The 16,675-nt window shown below is 45.3% G+C and carries 16 protein-coding genes and 1 pseudogene; 12 read left to right on the top strand and 5 right to left on the bottom strand.

What is annotated here, in order from left to right; all coding sequences use genetic code 11:
- Positions 1-263 precede the first annotated feature (263 nt).
- On the bottom strand, positions 264-1,853 hold the full coding sequence (locus BSCG_RS01425; protein ID WP_008771412.1) for a type II toxin-antitoxin system HipA family toxin: 1,590 nt from the start codon (positions 1,851-1,853) through the stop codon (positions 264-266).
- Positions 1,846-2,196 (bottom strand): helix-turn-helix transcriptional regulator, encoded by a 351-nt coding sequence (locus BSCG_RS01430; RefSeq protein ID WP_005868812.1) that lies wholly within the window; start codon positions 2,194-2,196, stop codon positions 1,846-1,848. Before BSCG_RS01430 ends, BSCG_RS01425 begins: the two co-directional genes overlap by 8 nt.
- Before the next feature lie 129 nt (positions 2,197-2,325).
- On the opposite strand from BSCG_RS01430, the pseudogene BSCG_RS30710 reads away from it, so the two are divergent.
- Together BSCG_RS30710 and BSCG_RS01435 are read left to right on the top strand one after the other, a co-directional pair.
- Positions 2,326-2,485, top strand: a pseudogene (locus tag BSCG_RS30710) (helix-turn-helix domain-containing protein).
- Between the two features lie 126 nt (positions 2,486-2,611).
- Complete coding sequence (locus BSCG_RS01435) at positions 2,612-3,892, top strand: ATP-binding protein (protein ID WP_005868811.1); 1,281 nt, start codon at positions 2,612-2,614, stop codon at positions 3,890-3,892.
- A gap of 305 nt (positions 3,893-4,197) precedes the next feature.
- Here the strand turns inward: BSCG_RS01435 and BSCG_RS01440 are convergent, their stop codons facing one another.
- Positions 4,198-5,256 (bottom strand): LuxR C-terminal-related transcriptional regulator, encoded by a 1,059-nt coding sequence (locus tag BSCG_RS01440; protein WP_008777463.1) that lies wholly within the window; start codon positions 5,254-5,256, stop codon positions 4,198-4,200.
- A 311-nt stretch (positions 5,257-5,567) separates the two neighbouring features.
- On the opposite strand from BSCG_RS01440, the gene BSCG_RS01445 reads away from it, so the two are divergent.
- Genes BSCG_RS01445 through BSCG_RS01455 form a run of 3 tightly spaced genes read left to right on the top strand, consistent with a single transcriptional unit; the run spans position 5,568 to position 8,870 of the window.
- Complete coding sequence (locus BSCG_RS01445) at positions 5,568-6,788, top strand: DUF3575 domain-containing protein (protein ID WP_032849859.1); 1,221 nt, start codon at positions 5,568-5,570, stop codon at positions 6,786-6,788.
- Positions 6,785-7,705 carry a DUF5119 domain-containing protein gene (locus BSCG_RS01450; protein WP_007856438.1) on the top strand — a complete coding sequence of 307 codons (921 nt, stop codon included), beginning with the start codon at positions 6,785-6,787 and terminating at the stop codon, positions 7,703-7,705. The genes BSCG_RS01445 and BSCG_RS01450 overlap by 4 nt, the downstream gene beginning before the upstream one ends.
- Before the next feature lie 43 nt (positions 7,706-7,748).
- Complete coding sequence (locus tag BSCG_RS01455; RefSeq protein WP_008777461.1) at positions 7,749-8,870, top strand: fimbrillin family protein; 1,122 nt, start codon at positions 7,749-7,751, stop codon at positions 8,868-8,870.
- A gap of 180 nt (positions 8,871-9,050) precedes the next feature.
- On the opposite strand, the gene BSCG_RS01460 is transcribed toward BSCG_RS01455, so the two are convergent.
- Positions 9,051-9,308, bottom strand: coding sequence for a hypothetical protein (locus BSCG_RS01460; protein WP_005648607.1), 258 nt, complete (start codon positions 9,306-9,308; stop codon positions 9,051-9,053).
- 4 nt (positions 9,309-9,312) lie between these two features.
- Positions 9,313-10,071: a ParA family protein gene (locus BSCG_RS01465; protein WP_008777460.1), complete on the bottom strand. Its 759-nt coding sequence runs from the start codon at positions 10,069-10,071 to the stop codon at positions 9,313-9,315.
- Positions 10,072-10,357: 286 nt separating this feature from the next.
- Here BSCG_RS01465 and BSCG_RS01470 point away from each other — a divergent pair, with 286 nt between their 5' ends.
- The 7 genes from BSCG_RS01470 to BSCG_RS01495 form a co-directional block, all read left to right on the top strand.
- On the top strand, positions 10,358-10,687 hold the full coding sequence (locus BSCG_RS01470) for a hypothetical protein (RefSeq protein WP_007564632.1): 330 nt from the start codon (positions 10,358-10,360) through the stop codon (positions 10,685-10,687).
- Between the two features lie 3 nt (positions 10,688-10,690).
- Complete coding sequence (locus tag BSCG_RS01475) at positions 10,691-11,527, top strand: virulence RhuM family protein (RefSeq protein WP_008777459.1); 837 nt, start codon at positions 10,691-10,693, stop codon at positions 11,525-11,527.
- Positions 11,528-11,768: 241 nt separating this feature from the next.
- Positions 11,769-12,407, top strand: coding sequence for a recombinase family protein (locus tag BSCG_RS01480; protein ID WP_008777458.1), 639 nt, complete (start codon positions 11,769-11,771; stop codon positions 12,405-12,407).
- A gap of 127 nt (positions 12,408-12,534) precedes the next feature.
- Positions 12,535-14,043, top strand: coding sequence for a Fic family protein (locus BSCG_RS01485; RefSeq protein WP_008777457.1), 1,509 nt, complete (start codon positions 12,535-12,537; stop codon positions 14,041-14,043).
- Positions 14,044-14,065: 22 nt separating this feature from the next.
- Positions 14,066-14,464 (top strand): hypothetical protein, encoded by a 399-nt coding sequence (locus BSCG_RS01490; protein WP_005648588.1) that lies wholly within the window; start codon positions 14,066-14,068, stop codon positions 14,462-14,464.
- A gap of 799 nt (positions 14,465-15,263) precedes the next feature.
- Positions 15,264-15,470, top strand: a complete 207-nt coding sequence (locus tag BSCG_RS30280; RefSeq protein WP_008771405.1) for a hypothetical protein — start codon at positions 15,264-15,266, stop codon at positions 15,468-15,470.
- Between the two features lie 237 nt (positions 15,471-15,707).
- Positions 15,708-16,675: ArdC family protein (locus tag BSCG_RS01495; protein WP_008777456.1), on the top strand; the 968-nt coding region annotated here is incomplete at its 3' end.

Genomic DNA, 16,675 nt, shown 5'->3' with positions numbered 1-16,675 from the left:
CAATAGCTGCAAATAGCTATAGAACTATTAGTTAAGGGAAGTGTTAATGATTTTTAGTGGACACGTGTGAACCTATAGGTTAGCCTGTATTCCTTAAATCGCCTGCCCAGTTCCGCTATGATTTCCGGATTGGCCATGGCTTGGGTGATGTGATTCGTTGTCATATCGCAAAGGTAAATATATTAACTGTTAAATCAAAATATGATAGATAACAATTAATATATTTACTATTATATTGAATGGTACAGGATGCCGTTTGTGTGTTAATCCCCCAATTCCATGCTACGCTTATTGCCGCCTATAATCGGGCTTTGCACAGGCTTTATGTCCTGAAGGCTTTTTAGCATCCCTTCCATTTGGAAGATTTTGGCGGCAGCGATGAAGTTGGTGGCGGATATATCCGGCTGGAGGCTTTTCAGTACGTTCTCCGATGGCTGATATCCTCTCATCTTCAGTTCCAGGATGGCGTTGAAGTCATCATTTCGCATAGCCTTCATGAAAGCCTGCTCTTGTTCGTTGGCAATGTCCGGCATTTGGATGGTATGCAGTTGCTTGCCGAACAAGAGCAGGTTTTTTCCGATAAAATCGGCGTGTTCCGGCTTGACCCCGCAATCCTTGGCAGTCTCATGCCAATACGATACGGTTTCCTGTACCTTTTCGATAATCTGTTTGTGTTCCCGGATGCCCATGTTCTCACCTACCTTTTGCAGATCTTCCATCGTGAAATTGTCTTGTTTGCCGTTGAGTGACAGTTGGTGGCGGTTCGTCCATTTGCCGCCCGGTGTGTATGAGTAGCAGAGGTCGTATGCCGGGGCCAGTTTCCATTTCCCTTGTCTATCCATCAGGAAAGAGAAGTTCTTGCTATGGTCATCATGGTTACGGCTCATGACGTTGAACACCATTCTTCGGTATAGTTCCTCCTGATCTGGATAAGGGAGGTTCATCTGCCGCATGATACGGAATATCTCTTCGTATGAATGGCGTTGGTCACGGTCATAGTGGGCAAGCCCGGCCAATGTCTGTACATGGATTTTCTCTCCGTCTTTCATACGGTCAAAACGGCGTGTCATAAAGTGATATGACTCTTTTTCCTGAAGTAACCGGCATTCCATCATATCGATACCGCAGGCTTTTGCCATCCGGTGATAGGCATATTCGATATTTCCTATTCCTTGTGGATTGTCCGTTATCTGCGTGTGTTCGCTGTATTTGCCGCCATCAAATTTCAACAGCCAATATCCGAATCCTTCAGGAGCTTTTACCTGTCCGGAGCGTACCTCTCCGGTAATATCGTTGTAGGCGATGATGGCCTTGGGCTTGGCACCTCCGGCAGATGTTCCCACTTTCAGTATATCCAGAATGTTTCTTCCTTCCTGGCGCAGTTGGACCTGAAAAGCCATTCTGTCCGTGAATACGGATTTGGCAAGCTCCGTCAGTTCCTCGATATGGAGCACTGATGATTCGTTCATGCCGTTGATTGGCGAGGACGGCTCAAACTCCAGTGCGCCCATGCCACGTTTGCCTACATAGCAAAGCCTGTCTAAAGGGGTAATCTCTTCTCCGGACAATCCCTTGCTGGCAAACCATTCATTGATGATCTGGTTTCCGAAAGTGTCCGGCAGTGAATCGGCAAACAGGCCGGGCAACCCCTTGAAACAGTCGGTACGGTTTTCAAGGAACCGGTAGGGGGTGTTCCTGTACTGGCTGATGGGCATGATGATGGGAGAAATGTCAAGACCGGAGCGGATGAACTTCCGTTCATAGTCGAACAAGGCGGCATTGCTTTCCTTTTCCCAATAGAGAGAGCCTACGCTTTCTCCCCATAGCTTTACATCTACTATCAAATCATTCATGGTTATCTTGTTTTAAATGGCGTACACGGTAGCGTTTCTTTCCTTGCAGTTTTTTGAGCTCTATCGGGCTGACCCGGATTTCCGGTACCAGTTGCTCCAGGTTCTCCAGCAGGCCGAGCGAGCGGAGTACGCTGATGAACAACAGCAGCGATACCGATTTGCCCTTCTCGATGTTCGCAACGGTCAAGGGGCTTACACCGGAAGCCGTTGCCAGTTCTTCCTGCGTGATATGCTGCCTGATACGTGTCTCTTTGATGCGCTGGCCGATTCTCATCAGCACAGCTGGATTGCTCATTTCATTCCACATGGTTGTTCCTTTTTTGCAAATATACAAATAATCCATGTAAATATATAGATTAACTTGAATATATGATGTTAATCTATATGAATACAATGATTATAGTTGCTTTATCGGCTGTTTTTTTCTTTGAACTAGGATGAAAACTGACTAAAATCACAATGTGTTGTGAATATGAAAGAGCTAGGAAAGATGATTAAAGAGTGCAGGAAGAGTTTGAAGGTCAATCAGCTGGAACTTCTCCGAACTGGCGGGCGTGGGCATCAATACGCTGGTGGCCATCGAGCGTGGAGAAGGCAATCCTAAATTGGCTACTGCTTTCCATTGGAGTTGATTAAAGTGCGGAAAAATGTATAAGATTGCTTCTATTATCTGCTTATTTTAGTATATTTGTGCTTTAAATAAGTGCGGATAAATGTATTATACGCTGTTTTTACATGTATAAAAATGCTGTTTGTAGATGAAAAGATTTGTTTTGCAACAACTTATAGAATGGAAAAACCGTGAGGATAGAAAACCTCTGATTTTAAATGGTGCCCGACAAGTTGGGAAAACATGGCTGCTCCATGAGTTTGCCAAACTTGAATACAAAAAAGAGGCTTATGTGGTATGCCGTAAGAATAACCTTGCACGCCAGCTTTTTTCTCAGGATTTCAATGTTGACAGAATTTTACGGGGGCTGCGTGCGATGACTTCCGTTGACATTACTCCGGGTGATACGCTTATTATCCTTGATGAGATACAAGATATCCCGGAAGCACTGGAATCTTTGAAGTATTTTAAAGAGGAGGTTCCGGAGTATCATATAGCTGTGGCAGGTTCACTTTTGGGGATATCCCTTCATCAGGATGTGTCTTATCCCGTAGGGAAGGTAAATGTCATCAATATATTTCCTATGAACTTTGAAGAGTTTCTTGTCGCCAAGGGAGAAGAAGAAGCTTGTAAATTGCTTATGAGTGGGGATTTTGAAACGATAAGCCTCCTGCATGACAAATATACAGATCTCCTTCGGCAATATTATTATGTAGGTGGTATGCCGGAAGTTGTACTCAAATATGTAGAAACGGATTCCTTGCTGGAAGTCAGAAGAATACAGTCGGAGATTTTGCAAGGCTATGATCTTGACTTCTCAAAACATGCGCCCAAAGAACAGGTTCCGCGTGTCCGAATGGTATGGAACAGCATTCCTTCCCAATTATTTAAAGAAAACAAGAAATTCATTTACGGAGCTTTGCGAAAAGGTGCCAGAGCCAATGATTTTGAGATGGCCATTCAATGGCTTGTAAATGCCGGGTTGTTGTATAAAGTGCCTCGATGTACCAAACCGGAGCTTCCGCTTGATATTTATGAAGACCTGTCGGCTTTCAAACTCTATATGGTTGATTTGGGGCTTATGGGTGCTATGGTCAAGACAGATCCGGCCCAAGTCTTGATTAAAAACGACATATTTAAGGAATACAAGGGAGGAATGACTGAACAGTATGTATTGCAGCAGATGAAAAGTAAGGGCGTGTCACCGATTTATTACCATAACACAGACAATTCGCGTCTTGAGTTGGATTTTGTTATTCAACGTAATGCCCAAATGGTGCCGATAGAAGTGAAGGCCGAAGGGAATGTCCGGGCCAATTCGTTGACAGCATTACTGGGAAAAAGACCGGAATTGCATGCGGAGAGATTTTCTATGTTGCCTTATAAAGTACAGGGTAATCTTACAAATTTTCCGCTATATGCAATATAGGTGTATCCTTTTCCCATGCCGGTCATACCGTTAGAACTGATTGATAAGTATGATGCGTATGTTGGCCGGTATGTCTATCTTTGTGGCAATGAAAACAGAGAGAGGATTGATTTACGCCTTGTTTTCCGGGACGGAAAGGAGATTGGCACGGATGATCTGAATCTGTATTATAATTGATGTGACGGCTTGGATGTCCCCCGGATGAATGTTCGGGGGATTCTTTTTCTTTTGGGCGTTCCTGTGGGACGGTCAGGCTTTCCGTTGCAAGTCCTCGCCTAAAGGCTGTGGGCTTTACTCTGCAATCCCTAACGCATGGCTGAAAAGTCCTCTTGCCGGTGTTCTTCTTCATACAGCCTCATGCGTTCTTGTAATGCTTCTTTTAAATTGTCGCTTTTTTTCAGTCCGAGTTTGGCACGTATGTTCGCTCGTTGGCTGGTTATGTTTCCGCTACTCCGATGTAATAATTCGCATATTTGGCTGACGGTCTTGTCTTGCAGTATTAAACGGCAGATGTTTAATTCGGACGGGGATAAATTGGGATATATTCTCCTGATTGTATCAAGTTTACTTTTTTCCTTTTTCTGGTATGCGGCAAGGGCTGTAAAAAGATTTTCTTTGGATTGTTCCCCTATTATGTTTAACAGGGAGCTTGTCTTTTCTTCCGGGTTATTCTCGCTTAACAACTCGGCGAACGCGAATAGTTCTTCCTTTTTCATTTGGAGACGTTTCAAAAGCATTTCCTCTTCCTCTTTTAGCAAGTTGCTACTTTTTAGCAAGCTGCTGATATTACTGTGTAAGGATCTTCCTAATAAGGGGATCATGGTGTATATGATGATGATCAAAGGCAGATAACTGTATAGGAACGGTTCGTCGGTGATAAGTGTGCAGATTGTATAGGAAGCTATGGTAAGGGAGGACAATAGGATGGAGATATTACTCATATAGGCACAGATGGAAAGCATGGTAAATAAGAGAGAGATAGTAATGTTACTCATTATCAATGCTCTTTGATAACTATATTCATATCCGCTACATATTGAGCAATAAATTATCTCGATAAAAATCTCGATATGTATGGCTATCAGTATAATGGAAAAGGTCGTGGTCAGATTTACTCTCTTTTTAAAATAAGCGAGAGTGCACATAATGATAAACAGGAATAATACGCTGTTAATATAATAAAACTGTTCATTGGGAAATGGAACTGAATATATGTATATGGGTGCGCATAAGGCCAGCATGAGCAGGGATAGATGAAAGACACGTTTTTGTTGATACGTTATTATCATTTCGCTTTCTTTTTTGTCGTAAGTTTGAGTTTTTATTGAACTTAGAAAAGTAGCGGCTTTTGTGCTGAATTTCATGTGTTTTATTGTTTTAAGTGTTATTAAGTATAATGTTTCCTGCAAAAATAACTGTTTTTTTTTTTTTGTATGTTTAAGTACTTTTCTTTATGATGTTAAGTGTTTTTAATTGTTGTGTAAGCGTGATTGGCTGCTGTGGTAAGTGTTGTAGCTGTTGTGTGGTTGTCTTTTTAAGTATTTATAAGTTTAAAATACTTGTTTTTTGCTTTGGAGGTTGGTTTATAGGTGCATATCTTTAGCGGTTGAAATTCAGGGGGTGTAAAAGCCTGGGTTTGGATTGTCATATTAACAAATGATTAAATGACGAAAAGATGTTTTTTTATATTAAATGTGTATTGTTCGTGCTCGTGTTGAGTATAAGCGGAGAAATATCCGCTCAGGAGAAGCGTGATTCGGTAAGGATCTATTTTCATCAAGGAAAGGTAAATATAGATACATGTTTACTTGACAATGGGAACGAGATGGAGCGGTTTGCTAAAATCTGTTCCGCATTGAACGACTCCGTCCGTCTTATCAGGAAAATTCAAATAATAGGAGGAGCTTCCCCGGAAGGAGGGGGGCTGTTGAATGGAAGGCTGTCTGAAAAACGAGCAGAGGTTTTGTGGCGGTATATATCACCTTATATAAAGATTCCGGTATTGGAGAGGGATTTTCATTTTTCGGGAAGCGACTGGAACGGACTTATAACGATGGTGAGAGCGGATGTGAATGTTCCGGAGAGGGAGGATGTCCTTCGTTTGTTGGAGAAGATCGTACGTTTGGAAAACCAGGATAGCCCTTATTGGGGGGGAGAACTGAAAAGACTGAAAGGGGGGAGGCCATACTCATATTTGTATAAATTCCATTTTCCGAAACTTCGTTCGTCGATGGTGAAAATATGCTATGATAGTGATCCGATAAATCCCGTCAGAGATACGGTATATATACATACACGTGATACGTTGTGCATCCGTGATACCGTTACCGTCATAGCTCCGGTAAAGAAACGGCCGTTTTGCATGGCGGTGAAAACAAACTTGCTTTATGACGCTGTTTTGATACCTGACATCGGGGTTGAGTTCTGTTTGGGGAAGAACTGGTCTGTGGCCGGGAATTGGATGTATGCCTGGTGGAAAAGTGATCGGAAGCATAATTATTGGCGTATCTATGGGGGAGATGTGGAGTTGCGCCGCTGGTTCGGTCGGAGAGCGGTGGAAAAACCGTTTTCCGGGCATCATGTCGGATTGTACGGGCAGATCGTCACCTATGATTTCGAATTGGGTGGGAAAGGTTACTTGGGGGATAAATGGAGTTACGGGGGAGGCGTGGCTTACGGCTACTCGTTACCTGTGGGACATCGGTTCAATGTGGATTTCACGTTGGGAATCGGCTACCTTGGAGGATTGTACAAGGAGTACATCCCTTTGGACGGTCACTATGTATGGCAGACCACTAAAAAACGCTGCTGGTTCGGCCCGACCAAGGCGGGTATCTCTTTGGTGTGGTTGATCGGGCGGGGGAATTATAGCCGGAAGAAAGGAGGCAGGCAGTGATACTGATACGCTTTAGTCTGGTGTTCATATTTTTATGGATGGGACTGACGGCTTGTGAGCATAAGGATTTATGTTACGATCATCCGCACTTTGCCACGGTGCGGGTAGTATTCGACTGGACCAAGATTTCCAATCATGACAAGCCTGAAGGCATGAGGGTCGTATTTTATCCGACCGATGATGAAAGCAACACGTGGATATTTGATTTCCCCGGAGGAGAGGATGGGGAAGTGGAGCTCCCCGAGAATGATTACCGGGTAATTTGCTTCAACTACGATACCGACGGGATGGTTTGGAAAGAAAACGGCAGTTACACGCTTTTTACTGCCGATACGCGTGATGTTCGGTCGCCGGATAACCAGACAATGGCCGTCACCCCACCCTGGCTGTGTGGCGACCATATAGACAGAGTTATCCTCAAGGACATTCCGGAAGGAAGCACGAAGATAATACGGCTAACTCCCGTAAACATGGTATGTCACTACACGTATGAGGTGAACGGAATTCGGGGACTGGACAGGGTGGCGGATTTGCGGGCCGCTCTTTCCGGCATGTCCGGCTCGCTTAACATGTCCGGCGACAGTTTGCCCGCCGATCTTTCGGAGAGCCTGCTCTTTGATGGAATGGTTTCACGGAATCAGATTATAGGCGGATTCTATACGTTTGGACATTCCGCACTTGAAGGAGAGCCCAATGTTTTCCGGCTGTATCTCAAGAACCGTTCAGGCAGCATGTCTGTATTGGAACAGGACGTGAGCGACCAAGTGCATGATGTCCCGGTAGCGGGGCATATCGGTGATGTGCATCTGGTGTTGAATTTTGATTATGAGGTACCATCCGAGCCGGGAAGTGGCGGTCCGGGATTTGATGTGGACGTTGATGATTGGGATGATGTGAATGTGGATATAGTGTTGTAATCGAGTTTTATTAATTATATTTATTAACAATTTTATTCATTTTATGAAAAAAAGTACAGTAATGCTTTGGGCAATCTTTGGAGTACTACTGATGAGTTGCTCAGAAGAGGAGATTGCGAATGTGGAAACCTCCTCACGAAATGCGATTGGTTTTAACGTGTTAAGTAATGCGGCGGAAACGAGGGCTACCCCTACTACCAACACCAACTTGAAGAACACCGATTTCGACGTGTTCGCTTTTACGGCGGATGGTACTGCCTTCATGGGAAAGAACGACACGGAATTTGAACATGACGGAGTGAAGATCGTGTACAAAAATGGTAAGTGGGATTATGACAATGCGAGCGACCTTCGTTATTGGCCTACCGAGGCTTTGGACTTTTACGCGTTCAATCCCGGAACGGTTAGTGAAGACATGATGGTGTTTTATAGTTGGGAAGCCACCAAGGATGTCCAAAAGATAAGTTATACCTGCATGGATGAGTATGGAGCCGGTACTCATGCAAACTACGACGTGATGTATGCCATGGCCAAAGGCCAGACAAAAGACATGAACAACGGAATAGTGAAATTTAATTTCAAACATATTCTGTCACAGGTCGTATTCAAAGCAAAGACCCAATACGATAACATGCAGGTGGACATCGACGTGATCAAGATTCATAATTTCAAATTTGCCGGTGCCTTCACATTGCCTGCGGCAGCCGATGGAACGGGAAGTTGGAGTTCGTCTGATTTAGCATTTCCACACGCATTTACCGTAGTGAAAAACGCAGACATCACGGTCAATAGCAATACCGAAGCTACCGATATTACCACAAATACTCCTATGCTGAATATACCACAGGAGCTGACTGCTTGGAAAGTTTCCGAAACAGCCACCAAAAGCAAGTTGGAGGCCGATAATGCGAAGCAATGTTATCTGGAGATCGCCTGCAAAATCCGGCAGTCCGGAGCTTATCTGTTGGGTTCAGCAAGCGAATACAAAACAATTTATGTTCCGTTCGGAGATACATGGGAACAGGGCAAGCGTCATATCTACACGTTGATTTTCGGTGGTGGTTATACTGATCAGGGAGAGGCTGTGTTGAATCCGATCCAGTTTGATGCAGAGACAACAGGCTGGGTTAATGCAAATAATAAAGACGTAAACGTCCAACCTTAATCCAAACGTTTATTAATATCGTACCCGTTGGCAGGTTAAACATACGCAAGATTAACCCTGCCAACGGGTTTTTTATTGCTTTTATCATCTGTAATTTATGTGTAGGGTTGCTTTTTGCGTACCTTTTTCCTGGAGAATTTCTTTTGTGGCGTGTTTGCCCTGTATATTCCCGATACGCTGTTATAGCAGGGAACTGTTTTTATCCAAGTAGTCAGATATAGCCTCTTGCAATACCGATTTTAGCGAATCGCCTTTGCGGATCGCGATCAGCTTTAAGTTCTGGTGATAGGTTTCGTCCATGACAAAATTACAATGCACGGTTTTCGCTTTCTTCGGCTTTTGAGCCTCTTTTTGCCCGGCCGTGGATTGGATCAGGCTGTCTAAGCCCCCGGTCAGTCCGGCCGACATACTGTTTTTTAAATCGTTCTTCTTTGCCATATGGTTACTTTATTTCTGTTAGCAGTTCGTTACATACCTTTTCGTAGTCCTCTGCCCCGGCAGATTTGGGGGCATAGTGAAAAATATCCAGTCCTTGTGTCGGGGCTTCGGCCAGCGCAATGGCGTTGCGTATATGGGTGCTGAACACTTTGCCCTGGAATGTTTCCTGTACCAGTTCCGAAACGCTCTTGTTCAGGTTCTTTCTTCCGTCGTACTGGGTTATCAGGACCCCGGCGATCGAAAGATCCGAGTTCAAACGTTGCTGCACCTTGTGGACTACCTGCATAAGTTTAGCCATTCCACGCATTGCCAGGAATTGAGCCTGAACCGGGATAATCAACCGATCCGAGGCCGTCAGTGCGTTAAGCGTGAGCAGCGACAGCGAGGGGGGGCAGTCGATCAGGATATAATCGAATTTCTCCTTTTGGCCTTTGATAAGGTGGGCTAAGATAAGTTCCCGCCCGGCCTCGTTGATTAACTCCGTTTCAACGGCCGAGAGATCCAGGCAGGAGGGAACGACGCTAAGACCGTCCTTATGCTCGTAGATCGGCAGGTCGTATTCGCCTTTCATCGCGCCGTAGATCGTTTGGGGAAGCTCCGCGGAGAAGCCCAGCGATTCGGTCAGGTTGGCCTGCCCGTCAAGGTCGATCAAAAGAACCTTGTACCCTTTTTGACGTAACGCGCCGCCCAGGTTGATCGTGGTTGTGGTCTTTCCTACTCCCCCCTTGTGATTCAATACGGAGATTACTTTTGCTTTGCTCATAAATTCAGTTTTTTAAATGGTTGTCATGTCCGCAAATATAGTCAAAATACTAATATACTAAAAGACTAAAAGTAGTATTTTCGTTTTTTGCGTGTTTTTTGTACCGATCGGGGAAGCGTACCGAAATAAATCCTGTTTCCGTCTTTCGGTACGTTTTGTTTCTGTACCGGAATTAATCAAAGATTAGAATAACCATAAATGTTTTTATACGTTAATCATACGTATGTATATATGTATATATTTGTTTTTGAGTATCTTTGTGTGCTATAAATAAAAAATAAAAGACATGAGCACTTATTCGTATAAAAATCCGAAGTTTATAAATTCCCCTAAAGGGATGGTTGAAGTTGTAGAAGTGATTTATGACGGCAAAGATGATCCGGCCTATTCACTGGCTATTATTAAATGGGAAAATACCTATAAATTAGGTATTCGTTGGAACATCGCTTATAGTGAATGGGACGATTACCGCAAACAGAACGGGCAAGATGAATGTATAGGTAATCCACAGTCGAGAGGTATTCCCACCTGGTTTGTTTTGCCCGATGATATGATGTTTAGTGAGAAGTTCAGCGGTGCGATGCAGAGGCTTGATGAATTAAGAAAAGGTAAATAAGTAATGGAACAGGGAGAAATCATATTATACCAGCCGGATGAAGCGGTCAAGTTGGAAGTGAGGCTGGAAGATGAAACCGTTTGGCTGACACAGGCGCAAATTGTGGATCTTTTTCAATCCAGCAAAGCAAATATAAGCGAGCATATAAAAAACATATATGATCAGAAAGAATTAGAGGAAAGTTCAACTGTTCGGGATTTCCGAACAGTTCGACAGGAAGGCAAACGGCAAGTGATGCGCAATCTGACTTATTACAATTTGGATGCGATCATATCCATTGGGTTTCGTGTCAATAGTAAAAGAGGTATTTTATTTAGGCAATGGGCGAATAAGGTTTTAAAGGACTATCTTTTAAAAGGGTATTCCATTAATAAACGTTTGTCAGAACTTGAAAGGACTGTCGCTCAACATACCGAGAAGATAGATTTTTTTGTGCGTACTGCCTTGCCCCCGGTCGAAGGCATTTTTTATAACGGCCAGATTTTCGATGCGTACAAGTTCGCTACCGATCTGGTAAAGTCGGCCAGGCGTTCGATCGTGCTTATCGACAACTATGTGGACGAAACGGTCTTGCTCATGTTGAGTAAACGCAGCGTCGGTGTCTCGGCCACCATTTACACCCAGCGTATCACGCAGCAACTCCAACTTGATCTTGACAGGCATAACAGCCAGTACACACCTATCGACATCAGGACGTACCGGGACAGTCACGACCGTTTCCTGATCGTTGATGAAACGGACGTGTACCATATCGGAGCCTCGTTAAAGGATCTGGGGAAAAAGATGTTCGCTTTCTCAAAGCTGGATATTCCGGCGGCTGTGATTACTGACCTGTTATAATATCCTTTGTCTTATGAATGGGCTGTCGCAAAAGAAAAACCCGTTCTTGATGAACGGGTATATCCTTGACTTGGTTACGTGTTTTGATAACAGAGGCTTTACCAAGCATTACAATGCAAAGATAGTAATTATAGGTTAATTAGCGAATTTCTTTTTTGGATAGATCCGGAAATAATGCCTCCTTGAAAGAGGTGGATAAGGTGATTAAAACAATAGATAAGGAAGAACAAAAGCAAAAGGGATGAATGTGGTTATTTATTCACGTGTAAGCTCGCAGTCGGCCAGGCAATCGACCGAACGGCAGGTTGTCGATCTGGAGAGGTTCGCAGCCGGACGGGGGTACGAGGTGACGGCGGTCTTTGAGGAAAAGATAAGCGGACGAAAGGCCAATATCGAACGCCCGATTTTAAGCCGTTGCCTGGAATACTGCACAGATCCGCAGAACCGGGTGGATATGTTGTTGCTGACCGAGATCTCACGCCTGGGGCGTTCAACCCTGGAGATCCTAAAGTCACTCGATACGCTGCACACGCATAAAATATGCGTGTATATTCAAAACCTGAACCTGGAAACATTACGGCCGGACAAGACGGTAAACCCCTTGTCCTCTCTGATTACTACCCTATTGGGGGAACTGGCCGCAATCGAACGCCAGGGGATCATTGACCGCCTTAATAGCGGACGGGAGTTGTACATCCAGAAAGGGGGCAGGCTGGGACGGAAGCCGGGAAGTCGGAAAACGGCCGAACAGAGGAAAGAGGAATACCGGGAGGCGATCGCCTTGTTAAAGAAAGGCTACTCGATCCGGAACGTGGCGAAGCTCACGGGAAAGGCCGTTTCAACGATACAACAAGTAAAAAAAGACTTCATTAGTAGCTGATTATCGGAACAAATATTGTATTTTTGCAACAAATACGAGTAAATGCACATAATTAAAAACGAGTATTTACACGTGTCTAAAAACGAGTATTTGCACGAAAATAATCAGAATCTAAATAAAAACGGTTATGGCAACAATGGCGGAGAAAATGGCGGCTTCACTGGAGGAATTAAGAAAGCTCCAGGAGAAAGACCGCTGTGTCGTCCTGCAAGGGACGGCCGAGATAGGGAGGACGCATTTAACCCGGCTGTTGGATAACGGCTGGTTGCAGGAAGTAATGAAAGGCTGGTATATTGCGGCCAGGCCGGGAACAGAGGGGGACACGACGGTCTGGTACACCTCATTCTGGTATTTTATCGCGAAATACGCGGCCGTCCGGCTGGGGGAACAATGGTGCTTGACGGCCGACCAGTCGCTGGATCTGTATTCGGGGAAAACGACCGTGCCCGTGCAGGTGATTATCAAGTCGCCGAAAGGCCATAACAACACGCAAAAGCTGATGTATGATACCTCGCTTTTGGTGTTTCAAAGCGAGATTCCGGATCAGGTATATAAAGAGCCGGAATACGGCCTTAATCTCTATCCGCTTGCCGAAGCCCTGGTATATGCCACGCCGAGATATTTCCAAGTGGAGAAGATCGCAGCCCGCACCTGCCTGGCCATGATACGGGACGCTGCCGATATATTAAAGGTACTGACGAAAAACGGGGCTTCGCTTCGTGCCGGAAGAATAGCCGGGGCGTTCCGGAACATCGGGAACAGCGAAATCGCCGACAGCATCGTTTCCACGATGCGGGGGTTCGGGTATGACGTGAGAGAAGAAGATCCGTTCGAGGATCAGCCACGAACGCCCCTTGTTTATGAAGTGTCGCCTTACGTCACACGCTTGCGCCTGATGTGGGAGAACATGAGGGATAAGGTTGTAGAACTGTTTCCCGAAGCCCCTGGAAAGATTGATGACGTGGAGGGGTATTTGAGATCCGTCGATGAAAAGTATTCGGAGGACGCTTATCATTCTCTCTCGATCGAGGGATATAGGGTTTCCCCGGAACTGATCGAGAAAGTGCGTGTCGGGAACTGGAAGCCGGAGAAAGAAGATAAGGAGCATAAAAACGCACTGGTGGCACGTGGGTATTACCAGGCGTTCCAGGCTGTCAGGGGGACGATCTCCGATATACTGAAAGGAAAGAACGCAGGGGAAGCGGTAAGGGCGGATCATCTGGTCTGGTATATGCAGATGTGGATGCCGTTCGTTACGGTGGGGATCTTGCAAAGGGAGGATATTGTGGGTTATCGTACCGGGCAGGTCTATATACGGGGATCGCAACATATCCCGTTGAACCCGAAAGCGGTCAGGGACGCTATGCCCGTCCTTTTCGATCTCTTGAAGAATGAGCCGCACCCGGCGGTAAGGGCTGTCCTGGGACACTTCTTTTTCGTGTATATTCACCCCTATATGGACAGGAACGGGAGAATGGGACGGTTCGTCTTGAACGCCATGCTTGCGTCTGGAGGCTATAACTGGACGGTTGTTCCGGTGGAGCGTAGAAAAGAATATATGAAAGCGTTGGAAAAGGCCAGCGTGGAGGGGGATATTTCCGAATTTGCCAAAGTGATAGCCTCGCTGGTCAAGTAATGATATTTATAATAATGACAATATGAAATCAACGGAATATATCGAATGGGATAAACTGGAGCAGATACCGTTCTGCCTTTGCCGGATCGCGGAGGATGAAGAAAACCAGGAAATAGATGTTTATTATCTGGATAAACGGGTTTGCCATGATTACGATCATGTGGGGCATTATTTTCGTACTGCGATAATCATGTTTAGAAGGATCAGGAACATAACGGCCGATTGGGTGAACCTCAAAAACCTTTGGTTGCTAAGGGACTGTATCAGGGAGAATTTTAATCATGGCCTGGAGGTGGACGATCTGATCTTCGGGGAAACATTCGACGGTGAGGATCCGGAAACTATAAAGCCGCTAACCAAAGAACGGCTGTTCAAGATTAAAAAGGTGATTCAGGAAAAAGATCCATACGCTACCGTATAGGGGGGAGTATATAAAAACAAAACCCTGGAGTTTGTCTTGCGACAGGGACAACAGGGGATTACTACGCGAATATAGGGAGTATATCTCGTTTAATTTGTATCTTCACCATGTCATATCAGAGTTTTGCTTGTTTTTTTGCAACACTAGGATAAGTAAAAATTCTGACATGGCAAAATCATGGGCAACTTTTTGTTGCTCAGGTACTTTAAAAGTTTAATTTGTAATAGTGTTGCGGAATTAAGGGTATTTACTACTTTTAGTATTTTAGTGTATTAGTACGCTTTTCTTTTGGAGGATTTGGGCGTTCCCGTAAACGGTCGGGCTTTCCGCCTCCAAGTTCTCGCCTGAAGGCTGTGGGCTTTCCACTGCAATCCCTAACGCATAAATACACCCCCCCCCACCCACCCGGCTAAGGTAGGCTATTTCCGGATAGATTCGTTCGGTGAAGCCAGCCGGATAAAAGCGCCTGACTTTTCACTGATCGGCACAATCCGGAAAGGAGTACCCGGAATGATCCTTGCCCGGCTGATGAGCGCAGGCACTCGTCGGCGGGGCAAGGAACATTCCTTGTCGGGAACTCCGGTAGCCGATTGTCGAACCCGGTTTTAACCCCCCTTTCAGGGGAGAGAGGTATTTTAGTTTTTCCGGCGTGGCCGCCTTGCGTTTACCTTGACCGGGGGTTTTGTCTGCAAAGGTCAAACGGCTTTTTCCATATCCCAAGTTGAGCCGCAAGCGGCTTTTAGAAAAAATCTCCAGCCTGGCTAAAGCCAGGTAGTATTTTTCCTAAAAAACTTGTGCTATGGAAAAAAACGTTTGGGGTGTTCTCATACAAAAACCTCTCGGAACTCAAGGTAAACGCAAGACGACCACACCGACAGCCCCGAAAAACCAAAATGAGGTTGTCTTGATACAAAAACATCGGAATCTTAGGCATCCGCAAGGTTTGGTGGGGGAGGGTGCGAGGTGGGGAGTTTACTATCGGAAAAAATCAGGTAGTAAATACTAAATTTAGTATATACTAAAATACTACTTTTGCATATAATTATCTTATAAATAGTTAGTTAAACGTTGTTTAAATACTTGCATCTCTCAAATAAAAGTGCTATCTTAGAGGTATAGAAAAAGAGATAACAACCTTTAGAACTGGCTCACCCACCAGGATAAAGAACGGGGGACGTAGTTATGAAAACTGATTATTTCGACAAGGCAGCGCAACAGTTTGCAAATTTGATGTCAGACATAAATGATCGAGAAGATCCAGCAGGTAGAGGACAACTGGCAAAAGCCCTGGATCACCATTGCGGCGAATACACGCAATTTCTTTCCGCAGAACCTCACAGGACGCAGGTACGCCGGAGGCAACGCCTTTTTACTCCTTTTCCTTTGCGAGAAATTCCAGTACCAGACACCCGTATTTATGACGTTCAACCAGGCGAATGAGGCCGGGATCTCCGTGCTGAAAGGATCGAAATCGTTTCCGGTCTATTACTTCCTTTTCTACGTGTACCACAAGGAAACACGCAAGAAAATAACCTTTGAGGAATACAAGGCGTTAAGCCGGGAGCAGCAACAGGAATACAACGTTATACCGACCTATAAATATTACTCGGTCTTTAACTTGGATCAGACCAATTTTTCGGACGTGAGGCCGGAAGAATGGGAAGCGTTAAGGGAGAAGTTCAGAGGGGGACAGGCAGAGCAGCCCGACGGGACAACCGGAGAGGCGCACCCCGAAATAGACGCCATGCTGGAGGCGAAAAGCTGGTTTTGCCCGATACGGGAGCAGCAAGGCGACAGGGCTTTCTATTCTCCTTTAGCCGATTATATCGTAGTGCCGCTTCGCTCGCAGTTCGTCGATATGCAGAGCTTTTACGAAACGCTTCTGCATGAAATGGGACATTCCACGGGACACCCCACCCGATTGAACCGGGATCTTGCGCACCCGTTCGGATCAGAGGAATACGGCAAGGAGGAATTAACGGCCGAGTTCGCCGCAGCCCTGGCAGGAATGTTTTTCGGGATAGCCGAACATATACGCACTGAAAACGCAGCTTATCTGAAAAGCTGGATATACGTCGGCTGTTCGCAAAACCACCCGTACTGTGGAGAATGGCTGCCAAACCAAGTTTTCCGAAAGCGGGGCCTGCAGCCTATACGTGGTGCGGGGCACTCAAACAGTCTATTCCAACGTGAAACTGACAGCCGAGAGGG

It is taken from the genome of Bacteroides sp. 2_2_4 (assembly GCF_000157055.1).
Taxonomy (GTDB): domain Bacteria; phylum Bacteroidota; class Bacteroidia; order Bacteroidales; family Bacteroidaceae; genus Bacteroides; species Bacteroides ovatus.
This window is presented reverse-complemented; position numbering and strand designations above follow the sequence as displayed.